Origin of the sequence: Lelliottia sp. SL45, from assembly GCF_026672535.1 — a bacterium.
GTDB classification, from domain to species: domain Bacteria; phylum Pseudomonadota; class Gammaproteobacteria; order Enterobacterales; family Enterobacteriaceae; genus Enterobacter; species Enterobacter nimipressuralis.
Genome location: NZ_JAPPRH010000015.1, coordinates 1 through 19,259, shown reverse-complemented (window position 1 = coordinate 19,259; position 19,259 = coordinate 1). Strand labels below are relative to the sequence as shown.

At 54.4% G+C, this 19,259-nt stretch carries 20 protein-coding genes; 14 read left to right on the top strand and 6 right to left on the bottom strand.

The window, feature by feature from the left end:
* Window positions 1-27 precede the first annotated feature (27 nt).
* Window positions 28-1,608, top strand: a complete 1,581-nt coding sequence (gene lsrK / locus OVA10_RS25290) for an autoinducer-2 kinase (protein WP_268197206.1) — start codon at window positions 28-30, stop codon at window positions 1,606-1,608.
* Window positions 1,609-1,640: 32 nt separating this feature from the next.
* Here the strand turns inward: lsrK and OVA10_RS25285 are convergent, their stop codons facing one another.
* On the bottom strand, window positions 1,641-2,108 hold the full coding sequence (locus tag OVA10_RS25285) for a DUF943 family protein (RefSeq protein ID WP_268197205.1): 468 nt from the start codon (window positions 2,106-2,108) through the stop codon (window positions 1,641-1,643).
* Complete coding sequence (locus OVA10_RS25280) at window positions 2,105-2,953, bottom strand: YPO3983 family protein (RefSeq protein ID WP_268197204.1); 849 nt, start codon at window positions 2,951-2,953, stop codon at window positions 2,105-2,107. Before OVA10_RS25280 ends, OVA10_RS25285 begins: the two co-directional genes overlap by 4 nt.
* 262 nt (window positions 2,954-3,215) lie before the next feature.
* Here OVA10_RS25280 and OVA10_RS25275 point away from each other — a divergent pair, with 262 nt between their 5' ends.
* A complete protein-coding gene (locus OVA10_RS25275) occupies window positions 3,216-5,237 on the top strand; it encodes an NADPH-dependent 2,4-dienoyl-CoA reductase (RefSeq protein ID WP_268197203.1) in 2,022 nt (673 codons plus the stop codon).
* Between the two features lie 58 nt (window positions 5,238-5,295).
* Here the strand turns inward: OVA10_RS25275 and rlmG are convergent, their stop codons facing one another.
* On the bottom strand, window positions 5,296-6,432 hold the full coding sequence (rlmG, locus tag OVA10_RS25270) for a 23S rRNA (guanine(1835)-N(2))-methyltransferase RlmG (protein ID WP_268197202.1): 1,137 nt from the start codon (window positions 6,430-6,432) through the stop codon (window positions 5,296-5,298).
* A gap of 84 nt (window positions 6,433-6,516) precedes the next feature.
* Between rlmG and OVA10_RS25265 the strand changes: the two genes are divergently transcribed.
* The 3 genes from OVA10_RS25265 (at window position 6,517) to OVA10_RS25255 (ending at window position 9,332) form a co-directional block, all read left to right on the top strand.
* Window positions 6,517-7,020, top strand: coding sequence for a M48 metallopeptidase family protein (locus OVA10_RS25265; protein WP_107702789.1), 504 nt, complete (start codon window positions 6,517-6,519; stop codon window positions 7,018-7,020).
* Between the two features lie 70 nt (window positions 7,021-7,090).
* Window positions 7,091-8,089 (top strand): Gfo/Idh/MocA family protein, encoded by a 999-nt coding sequence (locus OVA10_RS25260; RefSeq protein ID WP_100778818.1) that lies wholly within the window; start codon window positions 7,091-7,093, stop codon window positions 8,087-8,089.
* A 274-nt stretch (window positions 8,090-8,363) separates the two neighbouring features.
* On the top strand, window positions 8,364-9,332 hold the full coding sequence (locus tag OVA10_RS25255; protein ID WP_100778817.1) for a TerC family protein: 969 nt from the start codon (window positions 8,364-8,366) through the stop codon (window positions 9,330-9,332).
* A 19-nt stretch (window positions 9,333-9,351) separates the two neighbouring features.
* On the opposite strand, the gene OVA10_RS25250 is transcribed toward OVA10_RS25255, so the two are convergent.
* From OVA10_RS25250 to uxaC, 3 genes are all read right to left on the bottom strand, one after another.
* Complete coding sequence (locus OVA10_RS25250) at window positions 9,352-9,906, bottom strand: YgjV family protein (protein WP_102104842.1); 555 nt, start codon at window positions 9,904-9,906, stop codon at window positions 9,352-9,354.
* A 76-nt stretch (window positions 9,907-9,982) separates the two neighbouring features.
* Window positions 9,983-11,470: a UxaA family hydrolase gene (locus OVA10_RS25245; protein WP_100778815.1), complete on the bottom strand. Its 1,488-nt coding sequence runs from the start codon at window positions 11,468-11,470 to the stop codon at window positions 9,983-9,985.
* A gap of 17 nt (window positions 11,471-11,487) precedes the next feature.
* Complete coding sequence (gene uxaC / locus OVA10_RS25240) at window positions 11,488-12,900, bottom strand: glucuronate isomerase (protein WP_102104844.1); 1,413 nt, start codon at window positions 12,898-12,900, stop codon at window positions 11,488-11,490.
* Window positions 12,901-13,380: 480 nt separating this feature from the next.
* Between uxaC and OVA10_RS25235 the strand changes: the two genes are divergently transcribed.
* The 9 genes from OVA10_RS25235 to OVA10_RS25195 all read left to right on the top strand — a co-directional run bounded on the left by OVA10_RS25235 (window position 13,381) and on the right by OVA10_RS25195 (window position 19,151).
* Window positions 13,381-14,679, top strand: a complete 1,299-nt coding sequence (locus tag OVA10_RS25235; protein ID WP_100778813.1) for an MFS transporter — start codon at window positions 13,381-13,383, stop codon at window positions 14,677-14,679.
* Window positions 14,680-14,796: 117 nt separating this feature from the next.
* Complete coding sequence (gene exuR / locus OVA10_RS25230; RefSeq protein ID WP_100778812.1) at window positions 14,797-15,573, top strand: transcriptional regulator ExuR; 777 nt, start codon at window positions 14,797-14,799, stop codon at window positions 15,571-15,573.
* A gap of 348 nt (window positions 15,574-15,921) precedes the next feature.
* Entirely contained in the window at window positions 15,922-16,584 is a 663-nt protein-coding gene (yqjA, locus tag OVA10_RS25225) for a DedA family general envelope maintenance protein YqjA (RefSeq protein ID WP_100778811.1), read from the top strand.
* A gap of 1 nt (window position 16,585) precedes the next feature.
* Window positions 16,586-16,969 carry an EnvZ/OmpR regulon moderator MzrA gene (gene mzrA / locus OVA10_RS25220; RefSeq protein WP_100778810.1) on the top strand — a complete coding sequence of 128 codons (384 nt, stop codon included), beginning with the start codon at window positions 16,586-16,588 and terminating at the stop codon, window positions 16,967-16,969.
* A gap of 154 nt (window positions 16,970-17,123) precedes the next feature.
* Window positions 17,124-17,492 (top strand): DUF1090 domain-containing protein, encoded by a 369-nt coding sequence (locus OVA10_RS25215; protein WP_100778809.1) that lies wholly within the window; start codon window positions 17,124-17,126, stop codon window positions 17,490-17,492.
* A gap of 29 nt (window positions 17,493-17,521) precedes the next feature.
* Window positions 17,522-17,827, top strand: coding sequence for a DUF883 family protein (locus OVA10_RS25210; RefSeq protein ID WP_100778808.1), 306 nt, complete (start codon window positions 17,522-17,524; stop codon window positions 17,825-17,827).
* 2 nt (window positions 17,828-17,829) lie between these two features.
* Complete coding sequence (locus OVA10_RS25205; protein ID WP_100778807.1) at window positions 17,830-18,228, top strand: phage holin family protein; 399 nt, start codon at window positions 17,830-17,832, stop codon at window positions 18,226-18,228.
* Window positions 18,225-18,524 carry a YqjK-like family protein gene (locus tag OVA10_RS25200; protein ID WP_100778806.1) on the top strand — a complete coding sequence of 100 codons (300 nt, stop codon included), beginning with the start codon at window positions 18,225-18,227 and terminating at the stop codon, window positions 18,522-18,524. Before OVA10_RS25205 ends, OVA10_RS25200 begins: the two co-directional genes overlap by 4 nt.
* 234 nt (window positions 18,525-18,758) lie before the next feature.
* Window positions 18,759-19,151: a DoxX family protein gene (locus tag OVA10_RS25195; RefSeq protein WP_268197201.1), complete on the top strand. Its 393-nt coding sequence runs from the start codon at window positions 18,759-18,761 to the stop codon at window positions 19,149-19,151.
* Window positions 19,152-19,259: the final 108 nt, after the last annotated feature.

Genomic DNA, 19,259 nt, shown 5'->3' with positions numbered 1-19,259 from the left:
TGCCCCGTGCCAACACGAGGCAAGCTCATGAGTTACCTTTTAGCGTTAGATGCAGGGACGGGAAGCGTTCGCGCCGTTGTATTTGATTTGCAGGGGAACCAGGTCGCCGTCGGCCAGGCGGAGTGGAAACACCTGAGCGTGGAGAACGTGCCAGGCTCGATGGAGTTCGACCTCGACACCAACTGGCGGCTGGCCTGCCAGTGCATTCACCAGGCGCTGGAGCGCGCGCACCTGAACGCAGCGGATATCCAGTCCGTCGCCTGCTGTTCGATGCGCGAGGGGATCGTGCTGTACGACCGCAACGGCGATGCCATCTGGGCCTGCGCTAACGTCGATGCCCGCGCCAGCCGGGAAGTGGCTGAACTCAAAGAGATCCACGACTATCGTTTTGAATCCGAAGTGTATGACGTCTCCGGCCAGACGCTGGCCCTGAGCGCCATGCCGCGCCTGTTATGGCTGGCGCACCATCGTCCGGATATCTATCGCAAGGCGGCGACCATCACCATGATCAGCGACTGGCTGGCGGCGAAGCTTTCGGGCGAGCTGGCGGTGGATCCTTCCAATGCAGGCACTACCGGGATGCTCGATCTCTTCAGCCGCGACTGGCGCCCTGCTCTGCTGGATATGGCCGGGCTGCGGGCCGATATTCTCTCCCCTGTCAAAGAGACGGGTACGGTGCTGGGAGCGGTGACCCGTGAAGCGGCGCAACAGAGTGGGCTGCGCGAAGGCACGCCGGTGGTGATGGGCGGTGGCGACGTGCAGCTGGGCTGTCTGGGGCTGGGCGTGGTCCGCGCCGGGCAAACCGCGGTGCTGGGCGGGACCTTCTGGCAGCAGGTGGTGAATTTGCCGCAGGTGCGCACCGATCCGGAGATGAATATTCGCGTTAATCCGCACGTGATACCCGGTATGGCGCAGGCGGAATCCATCAGCTTCTTCACCGGGCTGACGATGCGCTGGTTCCGCGACGCGTTTTGCGCCGAAGAGAAGCTCATTGCCGAGCGGATGGGGATGGACACTTACGCCCTGCTTGAAGAGATGGCAGCCCGCGTTCCGGCGGGATCGCACGGCGTGATGCCAATCTTTTCCGATGCGATGCATTTTAAGCAGTGGTACCACGCCGCACCGTCGTTTATTAATCTCTCCATCGATCCGGAAAAATGCAATAAAGCCACGCTGTTCCGCGCGCTGGAAGAGAATGCGGCGATTGTCTCCGCCTGTAATCTTGCACAGATTTCGCACTTTTCCGGCGTAACGTTTGAGAGCCTGGTGTTTGCAGGCGGCGGCGCAAAAGGCGCGCTCTGGAGCCAGATTTTAAGCGACGTCACCGGACTGCCGGTGCGCGTGCCGGAAGTCAAAGAGGCGACCGCGCTGGGCTGCGCCATTGCAGCAGGCACCGGTGCCGGGTTGTATGCCGATATGGCATCGACGGGGGAAAAACTGGTGCGCTGGAGCCGGGAATTTACCCCCAACCCAGAACACCGCGAACTGTACGACGGCATGATGCAGAAATGGCAGGCGGTGTACGCCGACCAGCTAGGGCTGGTCGACAGCGGGCTGACCACGTCAATGTGGCAGGCTCCGGGGCTTGTGCGGGCTGTTGCACCATAAAAACGGGCCGGATGGCGATGCGCTTATCCGGCCTACCTCTCTCTATGGCTATATTCAATTTTGCCTTCGTGAGTTAATTCATAATTATAAACTGCCCATTCAGAAGATATTTGAAAATGAATATTTTCATAGGGCCGTTCACTCATAACCATCGGATAATTTTTAATAATACAATTATGCTCATTCTTTCCCATTGAAAAACACAACAGATCTTCCTTCGGGTTCTCTTTATAATTTGTAAATCCTTCACCTACATCCATAATATAATAAGAATGAGGAATACCATCGATTAAGGGATAATCATTCATTAATTTTTCCCTTCGTGATAAAAACCAACCAATTTTATCACTGTCAGCCCATGGTAAATGATCGACTACAACGAAGACCGAAGAATTGAAGTCAGAATAAACATGTAATATTTTAACTGGTCGAAGCGACCAAAGATTACACATTGCAATAATAACAAAAATGCCAATTAATCGCTTTTTTTTGTTTTTCATTGATAACTTCCAATTCTTGCAAACGCAGAAAAATTCGTAAAGAAAGGTCGAAAGGCGAAGTCTTTGTGCCGTTGAAGAAAGAACCAGATGCGAAAAAAACGGAACTGGCTATAAAATTCACTTTTAATATCAATACAATCAAGACCAAAGTGGTCCTGTGCCTCAAAGAGGATTTCAGCCTCCCATCCTATTGCATATTTTTCAATGAATAGAAGCGTTATCTTCTGAGCATGGATATCATGCACCGTTATTTCAAGACCATTAATGTTGTCTTGCACTTGATTGAATTTTGGTAAAATTGAATCATGAAGTGCTAATGCAATACTATCCTCGAGTGGTGTATATGCACTCCAGAAAAAACCAGCACCAGATTTATCCTCAATGGTGCTCTTTATTATTGATATTGAACTGTTAGGTTTTGGGTCATTCACACGGTTTTCGAACGCAACATTAAGAGATGTGCTATAAAAAGGTTTTCCATCACCATATCTAAAATGAGAGATCATCTCTTTAATTAGATGCTGATATTCTCCTATGCGCGAAAATTCATTTGAAAGTTCAGTCATTTCATTGAATAAAATATTTACGCATTCTTCGTGAGACACTTTTCTTCCATCGGAGGGGGTAGTGTACCCACCAAATATCGTTGGAGCGTTCGGAACGTCGTAGCAAATTAGCCGATAGGGGTCCACCTGGCCTGAGATATCGTGCAACCCAAGTGATCTTAACTGCTGCTCATTCATATCCCCACATTGCATATCATCCGCAGAATAATCATTAAATGGGTTGATCGTTTTAAACAGAGTACAGGGACAATCTATTGATAATTTTGATGGATACTCCATTATGATTTCATCCTTGAATAACAACAAGTTATCACCATCACATGAAGTACATTTAATCACGTTTTTCTAAAAAAAAAGTACCCAATCTCACATTCTGAATGTGCATTTGTATGTTGTTACAATACTTCCGAATGAGTAACAGCACTCCGAATCTTTGAATCCCATCACAATCATCACACGCCTCTTTTCCTCTTTTGCCTGCGAGTGGCTAAATTAGTAACTCATCCGACCACATAACAATAATTTTACACTGGAAGAGATTATGAGCCGCTATCCGTCGCTTTTTGCCCCCCTCGATCTGGGGTTTACTACGCTCAAAAACCGCGTGTTGATGGGCTCTATGCATACCGGTCTGGAGGAGCATCCTGACGGCGCAGAGCGTCTGGCGGCGTTTTACGCCGAACGTGCGCGTCACGGCGTGGCGCTGATTGTCACCGGCGGTGTCGCCCCTGCCCCCTCGGGTGTTGGCATGGAAGGCGGTGCGGTGTTGAACGATGCCAGCCAGTTGCCCCATCACCGGCTTGTCACCGATGCGGTGCACAAAGAGGGCGGTAAAATCGCCCTGCAGATCCTGCACACCGGGCGCTACAGCTATCAGCCGCATCTGGTGGCCCCTTCCGCCATACAGGCGCCGATTAATCGCTTTAAGCCGCACGCCCTCACCCACGAAGAGATCCTCGCCTTGATCGATGACTTCGCCCGCTGCGCCGCGCTGGCGCGTGAAGCAGGCTACGATGGCGTTGAGATCATGGGCTCCGAAGGCTATCTGATTAACGAGTTTCTGGCCGCCCGTACGAACCAGCGCGACGACGAATGGGGCGGCGATTATCCCCGCCGGATGCGGTTTGCCGTGGAAGTGGTACGCGCCGTGCGCGAGCGCGCCGGGGCTGATTTTATTATCGTGTTCCGCCTGTCGATGCTCGATCTGGTCGAAGGCGGTGGCACATTCGAGGAGACCCTCCAGCTGGCGCAGGCCATCGAAGCGGCAGGCGCGACCATCATCAACACCGGCATCGGCTGGCACGAGGCGCGTATCCCTACGATTGCCACACCGGTCCCGCGCGCAGCGTTTAGCTGGGTAACGCGCAAACTGAAGGGCAAAGTGTCGATCCCGCTGGTCACCACCAACCGTATTAACGATCCGCAGGTTGCAGATGATGTGCTGGCAAAAGGCGATGCGGATATGGTGTCGATGGCGCGTCCGTTCCTCGCCGATGCCGAGCTGCTTTCCAAAGCGCAGAGCGGCCGCGCGGATGAGATCAATACCTGTATCGGCTGTAACCAGGCGTGCCTGGATCAGATCTTCGTCGGTAAAGTCACCTCGTGCCTCGTCAATCCGCGCGCCTGTCATGAAACCAAAATGCCGATTGTGCCTGCGGTGAAAACCAAACGACTGGCCGTGGTCGGTGCAGGCCCTGCGGGACTGGCGTTCGCAGTAAATGCCGCGTCGCGCGGCCATTCGGTGACGCTGTTTGACGCGCTGGCGGAGATTGGCGGGCAGTTTAATATCGCCAAACAGATCCCCGGCAAAGAGGAGTTTTATGAAACCCTGCGCTATTACCGCCGAATGATCGCCCTGACGGGCGTGGATCTGCGGCTTAATCAGTTTGTCCGCGCGGAGGATCTGGCGGCGTATGACGAAGTGATCCTCGCCAGCGGGATCGCCCCACGCACACCCGCGATCGAAGGGGTCGATCATCCAAAAGTGTTGAGTTATCTCGACGTGCTGCGCGACAAAGTTCCGGTCGGCGAACGGGTGGCAATTATCGGCTGCGGCGGCATCGGCTTTGATACGGCCATGTATTTAAGCCAGCCGGGCGAAGCGACCAGCCAGAACATCGCCGAGTTTTGCGTGGAATGGGGTATCGACACCAGCCTGAAACAGTCCGGCGGGTTGCGTCCGGAAGGGCCGCAGCTGCCGAAAAGCCCGCGCCAGATTGTGATGCTCCAGCGCAAAGCCAGCAAACCGGGCGATGGGCTGGGGAAAACTACCGGCTGGATCCATAGCGCGACGCTGCTTTCACGCGGCGTGAAGATGATCCCGGCGGTGAGTTATCAGAAGATCGACGATGAAGGGCTGCATATTACCCTTGCCGGTGAACCGCAGGTGCTACGCGTGGATCATGTGATTTTATGTGCCGGGCAGGAGCCGAAACGCGATCTGGCCGATCCGCTGCGCGAGGCCGGGAAAACGGTGCATTTGATTGGCGGGTGCGATGTGGCGATGGAGCTGGACGCCCGGCGCGCGATTGCGCAGGGAACCCGTCTGGCGCTGGAAATCTAGGTCATGTACGCCCGGTAAACATAGCGCTACCGGGCATAATCGTCGCAGCAGAGCCAGCTTAGCGACGACGCCCCAGTTTCACGGCTTTCAGCACCACAAATTTGTTATTGGTGGCGACCGTAGAGCAGTTACCGAAGATCTTCTTCAGCTTGTGGAAGTAGTCGAGGTGGCGGTTCGCCACGATATACAGCTCACCGTTAATTTTCAGGCAGCGACGCGCGTGGTGGAACATTTCCCAGGCCACGTTATCCGTGAGGGCATGTTTCTGGTGAAACGGCGGGTTGCACACCACCGCGTTAAAGCGGAATGGCTCGACGCCCGACAGCGCGTTGTTGATCATAAACTCGCAGCGATCCAACGCTTCCGGCATGTTGGTTTCAACATTCAGGCGGCTTGAGGCCACGGCCATCGGCGATTCATCGGTGAAGATAACGCTGGCTTCCGGGTTTTTCTCAAGCAGGGTCAGGCCGACAACACCGTTACCACAGCCGAGATCGACGATTTCGCCTTCCAGATTGTCAGGCAGATGTTCCAGGAAGAAGCGAGCGCCGATATCCAGCCCCGTGCGCGAGAAGACGTTCGCATGGTTGTGAATGGTCCAGTTCGTTCCTTCCAGCTTCCAGCTCAGGGTTTCTGGCGCGTCTTTCAGCTCAGGATTGCTGAATGTGCAGTTAATCAGACGGGCTTTTTTCCACGCCAGCGTCGTGGTGGTAGGACCCAGAACCTTTTCGAACAGCTCAAGAGTCGAGTTGTGAATATCACGCGCTTTGGCGCCCGCAATAATCCGCGTTTCCGGTGTCAGCACATGACGCAGCGCGCGCAGCTGCTGCTCCAGCAGCGCTAACGTTTTAGGGATCTTGATCAGCACAACGCCCGGTGCTTGCGGGTACTCTGCCGTGCTGTCGAGGAACTTAACGCTCGATTCCGCAATCTCGTTGTGACGCAGGTTTTCACGCGTCGCAAGCTCGCTCAAATAGGAATCGCCGATGCTGTAAGGTGTGTGTTCGGCCAGCGCGCAACCCAGCGCACCAAAGGTGTCATTCAGGATCAGAACCGGGCCGACAATTTCAGTGTCATCCAACTGTTGCAGCAGATATTCATCCGCCGCTTCCCACGCCTGAAGCGGGTTAACGTCGTCCGTTTCCGGGAAACGTTTAAGATTGAGTGAACGGAAACCGTTGTCTAAGTGGCTCATCGGCCCTCCTGAGTGGTAAAATTTGGCGTTATCCCTGAAAAGGGTGCGTGAGTATACCCTTTTTATTATTCAGGTGGAGCGTTGATGAGCAATCTTAGTTATCTCCAGGGCTATCCGGAGAATTTACTTTCCCAGGTCCGCACCTTAATTGCCGAACAGCGCCTGGGCAGCGTTCTTGAAAAACGTTATCCAGGAACACACAGCTTCGCGACGGATAAAGCGCTTTGGCAGTACACCCAGGATCTGAAAAGTCAGTTTCTGCGTAACGCCCCGCCCATCAATAAAGTGATGTATGACAACAAGATCCACGTGCTGAAAAACGCGCTGGGTTTGCACACCGCCGTGTCCCGCGTGCAGGGCGGAAAGCTGAAGGCCAAAGCCGAGATCCGCGTCGCCACCGTGTTTCGCAATGCCCCGGAGGCTTTTTTGCGGATGATCGTGGTGCATGAGCTGGCGCATCTGAAAGAAAAAGAGCACGACAAAGCCTTCTACGCCTTGTGCTGCCACATGGAACCGCAATACCACCAGCTGGAGTTTGATACGCGCCTGTGGCTTACGCATTTATCGTTAAAGAGTAATGAGGGTTAACGCACTGGTTTTGTCATGTGTGCGTGCTAAAGTGACAAAAGGTTCCCCGTTACGGAGTACGTGAACGTTTATGATACGTTTCGCAGTTATAGGCACGAACTGGATCACGCGCCAGTTCGTCGACGCCGCCCATGAAACCGGCAAATTCAAACTCACCGCCGTCTATTCCCGCAGCCTTGAACAGGCGCAGACTTTTGCTAACGATTACCCTGTCGAGCATCTGTTTACCTCCCTTGAGGAGATGGCGCAGAGCGATGCCATTGACGCGGTGTATATCGCCAGCCCGAATTCGCTTCACTCCCCGCAAACGCTGCAGTTCCTCGCTCACAAAAAACATGTGATTTGCGAGAAGCCACTGGCGTCCAATATTCAGGAAGTGGAAGCTGCCATTCAACTGGCGCGGGAAAACCAGGTGGTGCTGTTCGAAGCGTTTAAAACCGCCAGCCTGCCTAACTTCCTGCTGTTGCAGCAGTCATTGCCGAAGCTTGGCAAAGTGCGCAAAGCCTTTATCAATTACTGCCAGTACTCCTCACGCTACCAGCGCTATCTCGACGGCGAAAACCCTAATACCTTTAATCCGACCTTCTCGAACGGCTCGATTATGGATATTGGCTTTTACTGTCTGGCCTCTGCGGTGGCCCTGTGGGGCGAGCCGCACGGCGTGATCGCGACCGCCAGCCTGCTCGACAGCGGTGTCGATGCTCATGGCGTCGTGGTGCTGGATTACGGCGATTTCAGCGTCACGCTCCAGCACTCCAAAGTCAGTGATTCTGTGCTGCCGAGCGAGATTCAGGGCGAAAATGGCGCACTGGTGGTTGAGAAGATCTCGGAGTGTCAGAAAGTCAGCTTTATCCCGCGTGGCGGTAAGGCCCAGGAGCTTACGCAACCTCAGCATATTAACACTATGCTGTATGAGGCAGAGGTGTTCGCACGTCTGGTAGAGACCAATGAAGTGAACCACCCAGGGCTTGCCGTAAGCCGCACGACGGCGAAACTCCAGACCGAAATCCGCCGTCAAACCGGCGTGGTGTTCCCTGCGGATGACGTGAGCACGACAGCGCTCGCGTAAAGCTGTGTAATAGAATCGTTAAGGGCATTGACGAAAACCGTGTCCTGACATATTTTGTTACCTGCAAAGGGGAGTAACTTCATTGCCGGTGGGTCGTCATTACGATGCGTGCAATACCGCATCCGGTCGCCGGGCAACGAAAAAGAGTCACGAAACGTGTTCTTTTTGGTTGTAAGTGAGACCTTGCCGGAAGGCGAGGTCCCTGCATAAATAACGCAACGGCTATCGTCTTCTGACGTTGGCCGTTTTTGTTTTTATGGAAGGAAAAATCTCTATGCACTCTGTCGGCACTCCAATGTTATGGGGCGGTTTCGCAGTCGTGGTGGTCATCATGCTGGCGATCGACCTCTTTTTACAGGGCCGTCGCGGCGCACATGGCATGACCATGAAACAGGCCGCGGCCTGGTCGCTGGTGTGGGTAACGCTCTCTCTGCTGTTCTGCGCCGCGTTCTGGTGGTATCTGGCGTCAACGGAAGGCCGCGCGGTGGCCGACCCGCAGGCGCTGGCCTTCCTCACGGGCTATCTGATTGAAAAAGCCCTCGCCGTTGATAACGTCTTTGTCTGGCTGATGCTGTTCAGCTATTTTGCGGTGCCTGCTGCGTTGCAGCGTCGCGTGCTGGTCTACGGCGTGCTGGGCGCGATTATTCTGCGTACGGTGATGATCTTTGCCGGTAGCTGGCTGATTACGCAGTTCGAATGGCTGCTGTATGTCTTCGGGGCGTTCCTGCTCTTCACCGGTGTGAAAATGGCGCTGGCGAAAGAGGATGAAACGGGGATTGGCGAGAAGCCGCTGGTGAAATGGATCCGTGGGCATCTGCGCATGACCGACACCATCGACAACGAGCACTTCTTCGTGCGTAAGAACGGCCTGCTGTTTGCCACGCCGCTGCTGCTGGTGCTGATTCTGGTTGAACTGAGCGACGTGATCTTCGCGGTCGACAGTATTCCGGCTATCTTCGCGGTGACCACCGACCCGTTCATCGTGTTGACGTCTAACCTGTTTGCGATCCTCGGTCTGCGTGCGATGTACTTCCTGCTGGCCGGTGTGGCGGAGCGCTTCTCGATGCTGAAATACGGGCTGTCGATCATCCTGGTGTTTATCGGTATCAAGATGCTGATCGTCGATTTCTACCATATCCCGATCGCCGTCTCGCTGGGCGTGGTGTTTGGTATTCTGGCGCTGACGCTGATCATTAACGCCTGGGTGAATCACCAGAACGATAAGAAACAACAGGCGCAGTAAGTGCGCCCTCGCCCTTCCGTCAGCGGACGGAGGGGCTCTCTTCCTGCACCGCTTTTTCCACTTTAAACGGATCGATTCCCCGCCGCTGCATCCGCCAGAAGCGGATAATGTTCAGACCGTTCATCAGCAGAAAACTCCCCTCAATCAATGTTCCGCCAATCGAGCCCAGCCAGAAATTGTGGATCACCCAACAGCAGGTTGAACACCAGATGACGCAGCGCATGGTCAGGCCTTTACAGCGAAACAGCGCCCAGGTGCTCACCAGCGTGCCGGCCACCGGCAGCAGCTCGATGGGATGATGGAATTTCGCCAGCCCCAGTCCGGCGGTCAGGACGATAAAAATCGCCATAACCCACAGGCTACGCGTGCGCAGAGTGATGAGCGTTCGTACCGCGTTGAGCATTGCGCTCGATCCGGCCGGAAACGCACCCATCAAAAAGAAATGCACGCCGATAATGGCGCTGTAGACCGAAAGCTGTTTTTTGAATTTCCGCTCGTCGCGGTTGATGAAGGTGGTGATTCCCACCAGAAAGGCGATGACCCCAACGCCCTGGGCAAGCCAATACGTGGTCATGAAAATTTCCTGTTCAGACAAAAACAAACGGCGCCTCAGAGTGAAAGCGCCGTTTCTTATGCTAACGCTAATGGACTTACAGCGTTACGCCGCTTTTAAAAATCGCCAGCTCGCGGAAATCGTTACGCTCGTTGCAGGTCTGCTTGCCGTTGGCAAACTCCACGATGGTGTCGATGAACTCATTCAGCAGCTGCGGCATGGCTTTACCGTGAATCAGCTGCCCGGCGTCAAAATCAATCCAGTGCTTTTTCTTCGCCGCCAGCTCGCTGTTGGTGGCAATTTTAACCGTTGGCACAAAACCGCCGTACGGCGTGCCGCGTCCGGTGCTGAACAGCACCATATGACAGCCCGCGCCCGCAAGCGCACTGGTCGCGACGGCGTCGTTCCCCGGCGCGCTGAGCAGATTCAGACCGTGCGTTTTCAGGCGTTCGCCATAGCGCAGCACGTCCACAACCTGGCTGGCACCGGCTTTTTGCGTACAGCCTAGGGATTTCTCCTCGAGCGTGGTAATGCCGCCCGCTTTGTTGCCCGGTGATGGGTTTTCGTAAATCGGCTGGTTGTGCGCGATGAAATACTGTTTGAAGTCGTTCACCATGGTGACAGTTTTTTCAAACGTCGCTTCGTCGCGGCAGTGGCTCATCAGAATGCGTTCCGCGCCGAACATTTCCGGCACTTCGGTCAGCACGGTGGTCCCACCGTTGGTGATCATGTAATCCGAGAAGCGGCCCAGCATCGGGTTGGCGGTGATGCCCGACAGACCGTCGGAACCGCCGCACTCCAGACCGAACTTCAGCTCGCTCAGTTTGCCCGGCTCGCGCGTGTCGTGACGCATTACCTCATACAGCTGATGCAGCTGTTCGAGACCCGCCTCCACTTCGTCATCCTGATGCTGGCACACCATAAAGTGCACGCGCTCTGGGTCGAAATCCCCCAGCGTTTCGCGGAAGGCGTCGACCTGGTTGTTTTCACATCCAAGGCCAATCACCAGCACCGCACCCGCATTCGGGTGGCGCACCATGTTTTGCAGCATGGTGCGGGTGTTAATGTGGTCGTCGCCCAGCTGCGAGCAGCCGTAAGTGTGGCTGAACAGGAACACGCCGTCGGTGCCTTCGGCATTGTTGGTCTCTTTCAGAAAACGATTCTGTATTTGACGCGCAATCCCATTTACGCAGCCGACGGTTGGCAGGATCCACAGTTCGTTGCGGATCCCGACTTCTCCGCTGGCGCGGCGGTAGATCTGAACATCGCGATCCTCCCCCTGCCCTTCTTCAGCCTGAAAATCAGGTTGATAGCTGTACTCGTCCAGATCGCTGAGATTGGTGCGGGTATTGTGGGAATGAATATGTTCACCCGGCGCAATATCCGCCAGCGCATGACCGATCGGCAGACCATACTTCACCACATTCTCGCCTTTCGCGATGGGGAACACGGCAAATTTATGCCCGCGAACAATCGCCTGACGCAGGGTGATGGTCTGGTTTTCCACGGTGACTTCCGCGCCTTCGGTCAGATCCGCCAGCGCTACGGCAACGTTATCCAGCGAATGGATCTTGATGTATTGCATATCAACCTCAAACGGCCTTAGTTCAGTTCAATGGCGAAGTAGTCGCGCGCATTGTTAAAGCAGATGTTTTTCACCATTTCGCCCAGCAGCTGGATATCGGCTGGCGCTTCACCCGCAGCCACCCAGCGGCCAATCATCTGGCACAGAATGCGGCGGAAATATTCATGGCGGGTATAAGAGAGGAAACTACGGCTGTCGGTCAGCATCCCCACGAAACGGCTCAACAGGCCCAGCTGCGCCAGCTGCGTCATCTGACGTTCCATGCCGTCTTTCTGATCGTTGAACCACCAGCCGGAACCAAACTGCATCTTGCCTGGCATCCCTTCGCCCTGGAAGTTACCGATCATGGTGCCCAGCACTTCGTTGTCGCGCGGGTTCAGGCAGTAAAGAATGGTTTTTGGCAGCAGGTTTTGTTCGTTCTGTTTGCTCAGCAGTTTTGACAGCTCTTCCGCCATCGGGCGGTCGTTGATGGAGTCAAAGCCCACGTCGGCACCCAGCAGTTTGAACTGGCGCTGGTTGTTGTTGCGCAGTGCACCGATGTGGTACTGCTGCACCCAGCCGCGACGCGCGTATTCCGCGCCGAGGAAGACCAGCACGGCCGTTTTGAACTGAGCCACTTCGTGTTCGTTCAGGGACTCACCCGCCAGACGACGCGCCAGGATACTGTCCAGCTCAGATTCATTCGCTTCCGCAAACAGCACGACGTCGAGCGCATGGTCAGAAACTTTACAGCCGTGAGCCGCAAAGTGGTCCAGACGTTTGGTGAGCGCCGTTTGCAGATCGGTGAAACGACGGATATCGGTGTCAGACACTTCGGCAAGCTTCGCCATGTAGTCGCCAAAGGTCGCCTGTTCAATGTTGAACGCTTTATCCGGGCGCCAGCTTGGCAGCACTTTGACATCAAAAGAGGTGTCTTTAGCGACTACCGCGTGGTGTTCCAGCGTATCAATCGGATCGTCAGTGGTACCGACCATTTTCACGTTCATCTGCTTCATGATGCCGCGCGCGGAGAATTTATCCTGCGCCAGCAGCTCGTTGCACTGGTTCCAGATCTCGTCAGCAGTTGAAGGCGAAAGCAGTTTGCCGGTGATACCGAACGGACGACGCAATTCCAGATGGGTCCAGTGGTAGAGAGGGTTGCCGATAGTGTGCGGCACGGTCGCGGCCCAGGCGTCAAACTTCTCGCGGTCCGAGGCGTCGCCGGTACACAGGCGCTCGGCCACGCCGTTGGTGCGCATCGCGCGCCATTTGTAGTGGTCACCCTTCAGCCAGATGTCATACAGGTTTTTGAAACGGTAATTTTCGGCAACCTGCTGCGGTGGTAAATGGCAGTGGTAGTCGAAAATCGGCTGATCTTTTGCGTAGTCGTGGTACAGACGGCGGGCAAATTCGGTATCTAACAGGAAATCTTCGGTCATAAACGGCGTCATTATCGTCTTCCTCTATAACGAGAGCGTCAGAAAGCTATTGCTTATGTTCAGATGCTGCAAAGTTATCACACCAATTTCCAGAGACCGATGTTTTTTTCGTGAGTTAGATCAATAAACGTCGACAAATAAATTACCCCTAAAGGAGCAAACCCCGTCGTAACCCGCGCCACTCTTGGCTTTGCGTGGGGTGAATAATGTCCCTACAAAGATTCACACTTTTGTGATGTCACTCACCTTTTAAAGTTGTATGACAAGTTATCTTTTTGCCGTCGCAACATATAAGCCGACGGAATGCATTACCGGTGTGAAATCATCGGAATTAGCGGTACGGATACCGACTTATGCACGATTACAACTGGCAAGGTTCGGGCCGTTCCGGGAGTCACTCCCGGTTACGCCCTCCCGTTACAAGACAGCTCCCGGCAACGGTCGAGATGTACCGTGCCCCGGCGCGGCAATACTATAACGATGAGGTTTTACATGCGTAAAATTAAAGGGTTACGTTGGTACATGATTGCACTGGTGACGCTCGGCACCGTGCTGGGTTACCTGACGCGTAACACCATAGCGGCGGCTGCGCCAACGCTAATGGAAGAGCTGCACATCTCCACTCAGCAGTATTCCTACATTATCGCGGCCTACTCCGCGGCTTATACCATCATGCAGCCAGTTGCGGGCTACCTTCTCGATATCCTCGGTACCAAAGTGGGCTACGCCTTCTTCGCCGTGACCTGGGCTATCTTCTGCGGCGCGACAGCGCTGGCAGGCAGCTGGGGTGGACTGGCACTGGCACGTGGTGCGGTCGGTGCGGCAGAAGCGGCGATGATCCCTGCGGGTCTGAAAGCAAGCTCTGAGTGGTTCCCGGCAAAAGAGCGTTCTATCGCTGTAGGCTACTTCAACGTCGGTTCTTCTATCGGTGCGATGATTGCTCCGCCGCTGGTCGTGTGGGCGATTGTGATGCACAGCTGGCAGTTAGCGTTCATTATTTCCGGTGTGCTGAGCTTTGCCTGGGCGATGGCGTGGCTGATCTTCTACAAACACCCGCGCGATCAGAAGAAACTGTCTGACGAAGAACGCGACTACATCATTGGTGGTCAGGAATCCCATCACCAGACCAACAACGGTAAAAAAATGTCCGTCTGGCAGATTCTGGGTACCCGTCAGTTCTGGGGTATCGCACTGCCGCGCTTCCTGGCAGAACCGGCCTGGGGCACATTTAACGCCTGGATCCCGCTGTTCATGTTTAAAGTCTACGGCTTTAACCTGAAAGAAATCGCGATGTTCGCCTGGATGCCAATGCTGTTTGCTGACCTCGGCTGTATCGTCGGCGGCTACCTGCCACCGCTGTTCCAGCGTTGGTTTGGCGTGAACCTGATCGTGTCCCGTAAAATGGTGGTGACCATGGGCGCACTGCTGATGATTGGCCCTGGGATGATCGGCTTGTTCACCAGCCCATACGTGGCAATTGGCCTGCTGTGTATCGGTGGCTTTGCGCACCAGTCTCTGTCTGGCGCACTGATTACCCTCTCTTCTGACGTCTTTGGACGCAACGAAGTGGCGACCGCCAACGGCCTGACCGGGATGGCCGCCTGGACTGCGAGCACCCTGTTTGCTCTGGTGGTCGGTGCACTGGCTGACACCATCGGCTTCAGCCCGCTGTTCGCCGTGCTGGCTATCTTCGACCTGATGGGTGCCGTGGTGATCTGGACGGTACTGAAGAACCAGTCTGCCGAGGAGCTACTCAATAGCTCGGTGGGTGGACCCGCCGAACAAAGTTAGGGTTTGATCTGAGATCAACTAAAGCCGCCTCCGGGCGGCTTTTTCATGGGGAAATCTGGAGACTGGCTCGCAAAAGTGGTATAACAAATCATCCGCCGTACCCTGCCTGGAGCGCATATGGAAATCACCGAATCACGTCGTTTGTATCAGCAACTTGCTGCCGAGCTGAAAGATCGCATCGAGCAAGGTGTCTATCTCGTCGGTGATAAACTGCCAGCCGAACGCTTTATTGCTGATGAAAAGAGCGTCAGCCGCACCGTGGTGCGTGAAGCGATCATCATGCTCGAGGTAGAAGGTTACGTTGAGGTGCGCAAAGGCTCCGGCATTCATGTGATTTCCAATCTGCCAAAACATTCACCGGTGCCGGATGAAAGTCTGGAGTTCGCCAGCTACGGTCCGTTTGAACTGCTCCAGGCCCGTCAGCTGATCGAAAGCAACATTGCAGAATTTGCCGCGACCCAGGTGACCAAGCAGGACATCATGAAACTGATGGAAATCCAGGATCAGGCGCGCAAAGAAAAATGTTTCCGCGACTCCGAATGGGACCTGCAATTCCACGTTCAGGTGGCGCTGGCGACGCAAAATACCGCCCTCGCAGCAATCGTCGAAAAAATGTGGACTCAGCGCGTTCACAACCCGTACTGGAAGAAATTACACGATCACATTGATTCCCGTACCGTCGACAACTGGTGCGACGATCACGATCAGATCCTTAAAGCGCTGATTCGTAAAGACCCGCATGCGGCGAAACTGGCGATGTGGCAGCATCTGGAAAACACCAAGCTGATGCTGTTCAACGAAACCAGCGACGACTTTGAATTTAATGCCGACCGCTATCTTTTTGCCGATAATCCGGTGGTTCATCTCGATACCGCAACCAGTCAGGCAAAATAGTTCCCCTTATCGCTAGCAGGCGCACCGCTGCGCCTTCCGGCTCGCTGTGAGTCAGTAAACATATATAGTGTCAGCCTGTGTAAATACCCTCGCGTCACTTCCTCTCCATAGGCCAAAATCATTTCCCCGGCCGATCGCAAAATCTGTGACGTATTACGTTGGGCTTTGTTACAATTGGATGCAAATTGCATTTTTTAGTTAGTGCTTGCTTACCTAGCCATTAAACAGGGATCAGTTCTGGCCACCACAATGTGTCCGCGAGCGACCATAATGAAATCATAAACGATGTCGCTGAGCTGTTTACCCCGAATAACAGGCGAGACGTTAACCGATTTCCAGGAACACTGAATGGAACTTTTGACCCAATTACTGAACGCCTTATGGGCTCAGGATTTCGAAACCCTGGCCAATCCGTCCATGATAGGCATGCTCTATTTCGTCTTGTTTATGATTCTGTTCCTTGAGAACGGACTGCTTCCTGCCGCCTTTCTGCCGGGTGACAGCCTTCTGGTGCTGGTCGGCGTATTATGCGCCAAAGGGGCCATGGCATTTCCGCAAACGGTGTTACTGCTCACTATCGCAGCCAGCCTTGGCTGCTGGCTGAGCTACATTCAGGGACGCTGGCTTGGCAATACGCGGATCGTTCAGAACTGGCTATCTCATCTGCCGGCCCACTATCACCAGCGCGCACACCATCTGTTCCACAAGCATGGCCTCTCCGCGCTGCTGATTGCGCGCTTCATCGCTTTCGTCCGTACCCTGTTGCCAACCATCGCGGGGCTTTCTGGCCTGAGCAGCACCCGTTTCCAGTTCTTCAACTGGATGAGCGGCCTGCTGTGGGTGCTGATTCTGACGACCCTCGGCTACCTGCTGGGCAAAACGCCGGTGTTCCTGAAATATGAAGATCAGCTGATGTCCTGCCTGATGCTGCTGCCGGTGGTGCTGCTGGTCTTTGGTCTGCTCGGTTCGGTATACGTGCTGCTGAAGAAAAAATACGGGGCCAGGGATTAATATGGTCATCTCGCCGCATTCCCTGCGCCGTTTGTCCTACGCCCTGATCGCGCTGATGATCCTCAGCGCGATGGTGCTTATCTGGACGGCGGTTCAGCATCAGGAATCGACGCTGGCCATTCGCCCGATGAACCAGGGTGCCAGCGTGCCGGACGGTTTTTCTGTCTGGCACCACCTTGATGCCAACGGAATTCGTTTTAAAAGCATTACGCCGCAGGACGACGTTTTGCTGATTAAGTTTGACTCCAGTGCTCAAAGCGCCGCCGCGAAAGAGGTGCTCGACCGCTCCCTGCCGCGGGGTTATATCGTTGCACTGCAGGACGATGAGAGTCAGACCGCATTGTGGTTAACGCGCCTGCGAGACACCTCGCACCGGTTTGGATAATTACCAGGATTCTGAATCTTTTCACTCACTTTGGTGATAACCCCGTTTACTTACTATGCTTAAGTACGCGGAGCACCCCTCAGATGTTCTCCGCATGACACTGGAAACGCGGCATACTCTTCGGACTGCCGTAACACAATGGAAGGTTTCTACAATGAAATACCGCATCACTCTGGCTTTGGCCCTTTTGTCTTTGAGCACCGCGTCCTTTGCGAACACTCTCTGTCAGGAGAAAGAAAAGGACATCCAGCGCGAAATCAGTTATGCCGAAAAGCATAACAACCAGCACCGTATCGACGGTCTGAAAAAAGCGCTGAGCGAAGTGAAAGCCAACTGCTCGGATAGCAAGCTGCGTGCCGATCACCAAAAGAAAATCGCTGAACAGAAGGACGAGATTGCTGAACGCCGTCAAGACCTGAAAGAAGCGAAAGAGAAAGGGGATGCGGAGAAGATTGCTAAGCGTGAAGATAAGCTGAAAGAGGCCGAGGAAGAACTGAAAGCCCTGGAAGCTCGCGATTATTGAGTTAACGGAAATCTCAACAGGAGAAAATCATGTCTAAAGATACTACTTCAGAACATCTGCGCGCTGAGTTGAAATCCCTGGCGGATACCCTGGAAGAGGTACTGAACTCTTCAACGGACAAATCCAAAGAAGAGCTGAGCAAGCTGCGCTCTAAAGCGGAAAGCGCGCTGAAAGAGAGCCGTCATCGCCTGGGTGAAACCGGTGATGCGCTGGCGAAACAGACCCGTGAAGCCGCTGCGAAGGCTGACGAGTATGTGCGCGATAACCCATGGACCGGCGTAGGTATTGGCGCCGCGGTGGGCGTGGTTCTGGGCGTTCTGCTGACGCGTCGTTAATTATGGACGATCCACGTCACGCACAAGGGCCGGCTAAAAACGTCCTCGGCATCGGCCAGCGTATTTTGACGACGCTGGTGGGTATTGCCGAAACGCGAGTTCGACTGGCAGTGGTGGAGCTGGAAGAGGAGAAAGCGAATCTCTTCCAGATGCTGCTGATGCTGGGGCTCACCATGCTCTTCGCCGCATTTGGGCTGATGAGCCTGATGGTGTTAATCATCTGGGCGATCGATCCGCAGTATCGCCTCAACGCGATGATCGCCACAACGGTTGTGCTGTTGGTGGCCGCACTGATTGGCGGGATCTGGACGATGCATAAAGCGCGCAGTTCTACGCTGCTGCGTCATACCCGTCAGGAGCTGGCCAACGATCGCGCACTGCTGGAGGATGACAAGCCGTGAGTAGCACAACAGAGCGTCGCAAGCGCAAAGCGTATCTGCTAAGCCAGATCCAGCAGCAACGGCTGGATCTGACTGCCTGCCGTCGCGACTGGCTGGAAGTGACCCGTTCGTACGATCATGGCTGGAACACGTTGCTGAGCTTGCGCTCATGGGTGCTGGTAGGCAGTAGCGTGATGGCCGTCTGGTCCGTTCGTCACCCCAGCATGCTGGTCCGCTGGGCCAGACGTGGCTTTGGCGCCTGGAGTGCATGGCGTCTGGTCAAATCAACGCTACGTCAGCAGCAGTTACGTTCCTGACACCACTGCTCTTTATGCCGGGTGGCGATTCCGTCTTACCCGGCTTCTATTTTCCCTCTTCCCTTCGTTCGCAACTCTCACTCAATATCTTTGAAGAAGATTGACAGTTTTCCTTGCTAACAATTGTCATTCGTCACGTTTATTATCCTCTCCATCGACAGCAAACACGCGGTATCCACCCGGATTTGCACACAAAAAATCGTCAGCCGCGTAAGTGGTTTTCTGGAGAGTAAAATGAAAAAATTAGAAGATGTTGGTTTACTGGTTGCACGCATTCTGATGCCAATTCTGTTTATCACCGCGGGCTGGGGCAAAATCACCGGTTATGCAGGTACGCAACAGTACATGGAAGCCATGGGCGTCCCAGGGTTCCTGCTGCCACTGACCATTCTGCTTGAGTTTGGCGGCGGTCTGGCGGTTCTGTTCTGTTTCCTGACGCGTACCACGGCGCTGTTCACCGCAGGCTTCACCCTGCTGACCGCGTTCATCTTCCACAGCAACTTTGCGGAAGGGATGAACTCCCTGATGTTCATGAAAAACCTGACCATCGCAGGCGGTTTCCTGCTGCTGGCTATCACCGGTCCTGGCGCCTTCAGCATCGACCGTGTTCTGAATAAGAAGTGGTAAGCACGCTATACTGAATAAAAAAGCGAGGAGATATCTCCTCGCTTTTGCTATTTGAAGACGGAATAACGACGGAGGAATTAATGGGACAATTAGTCGACGGCGTCTGGC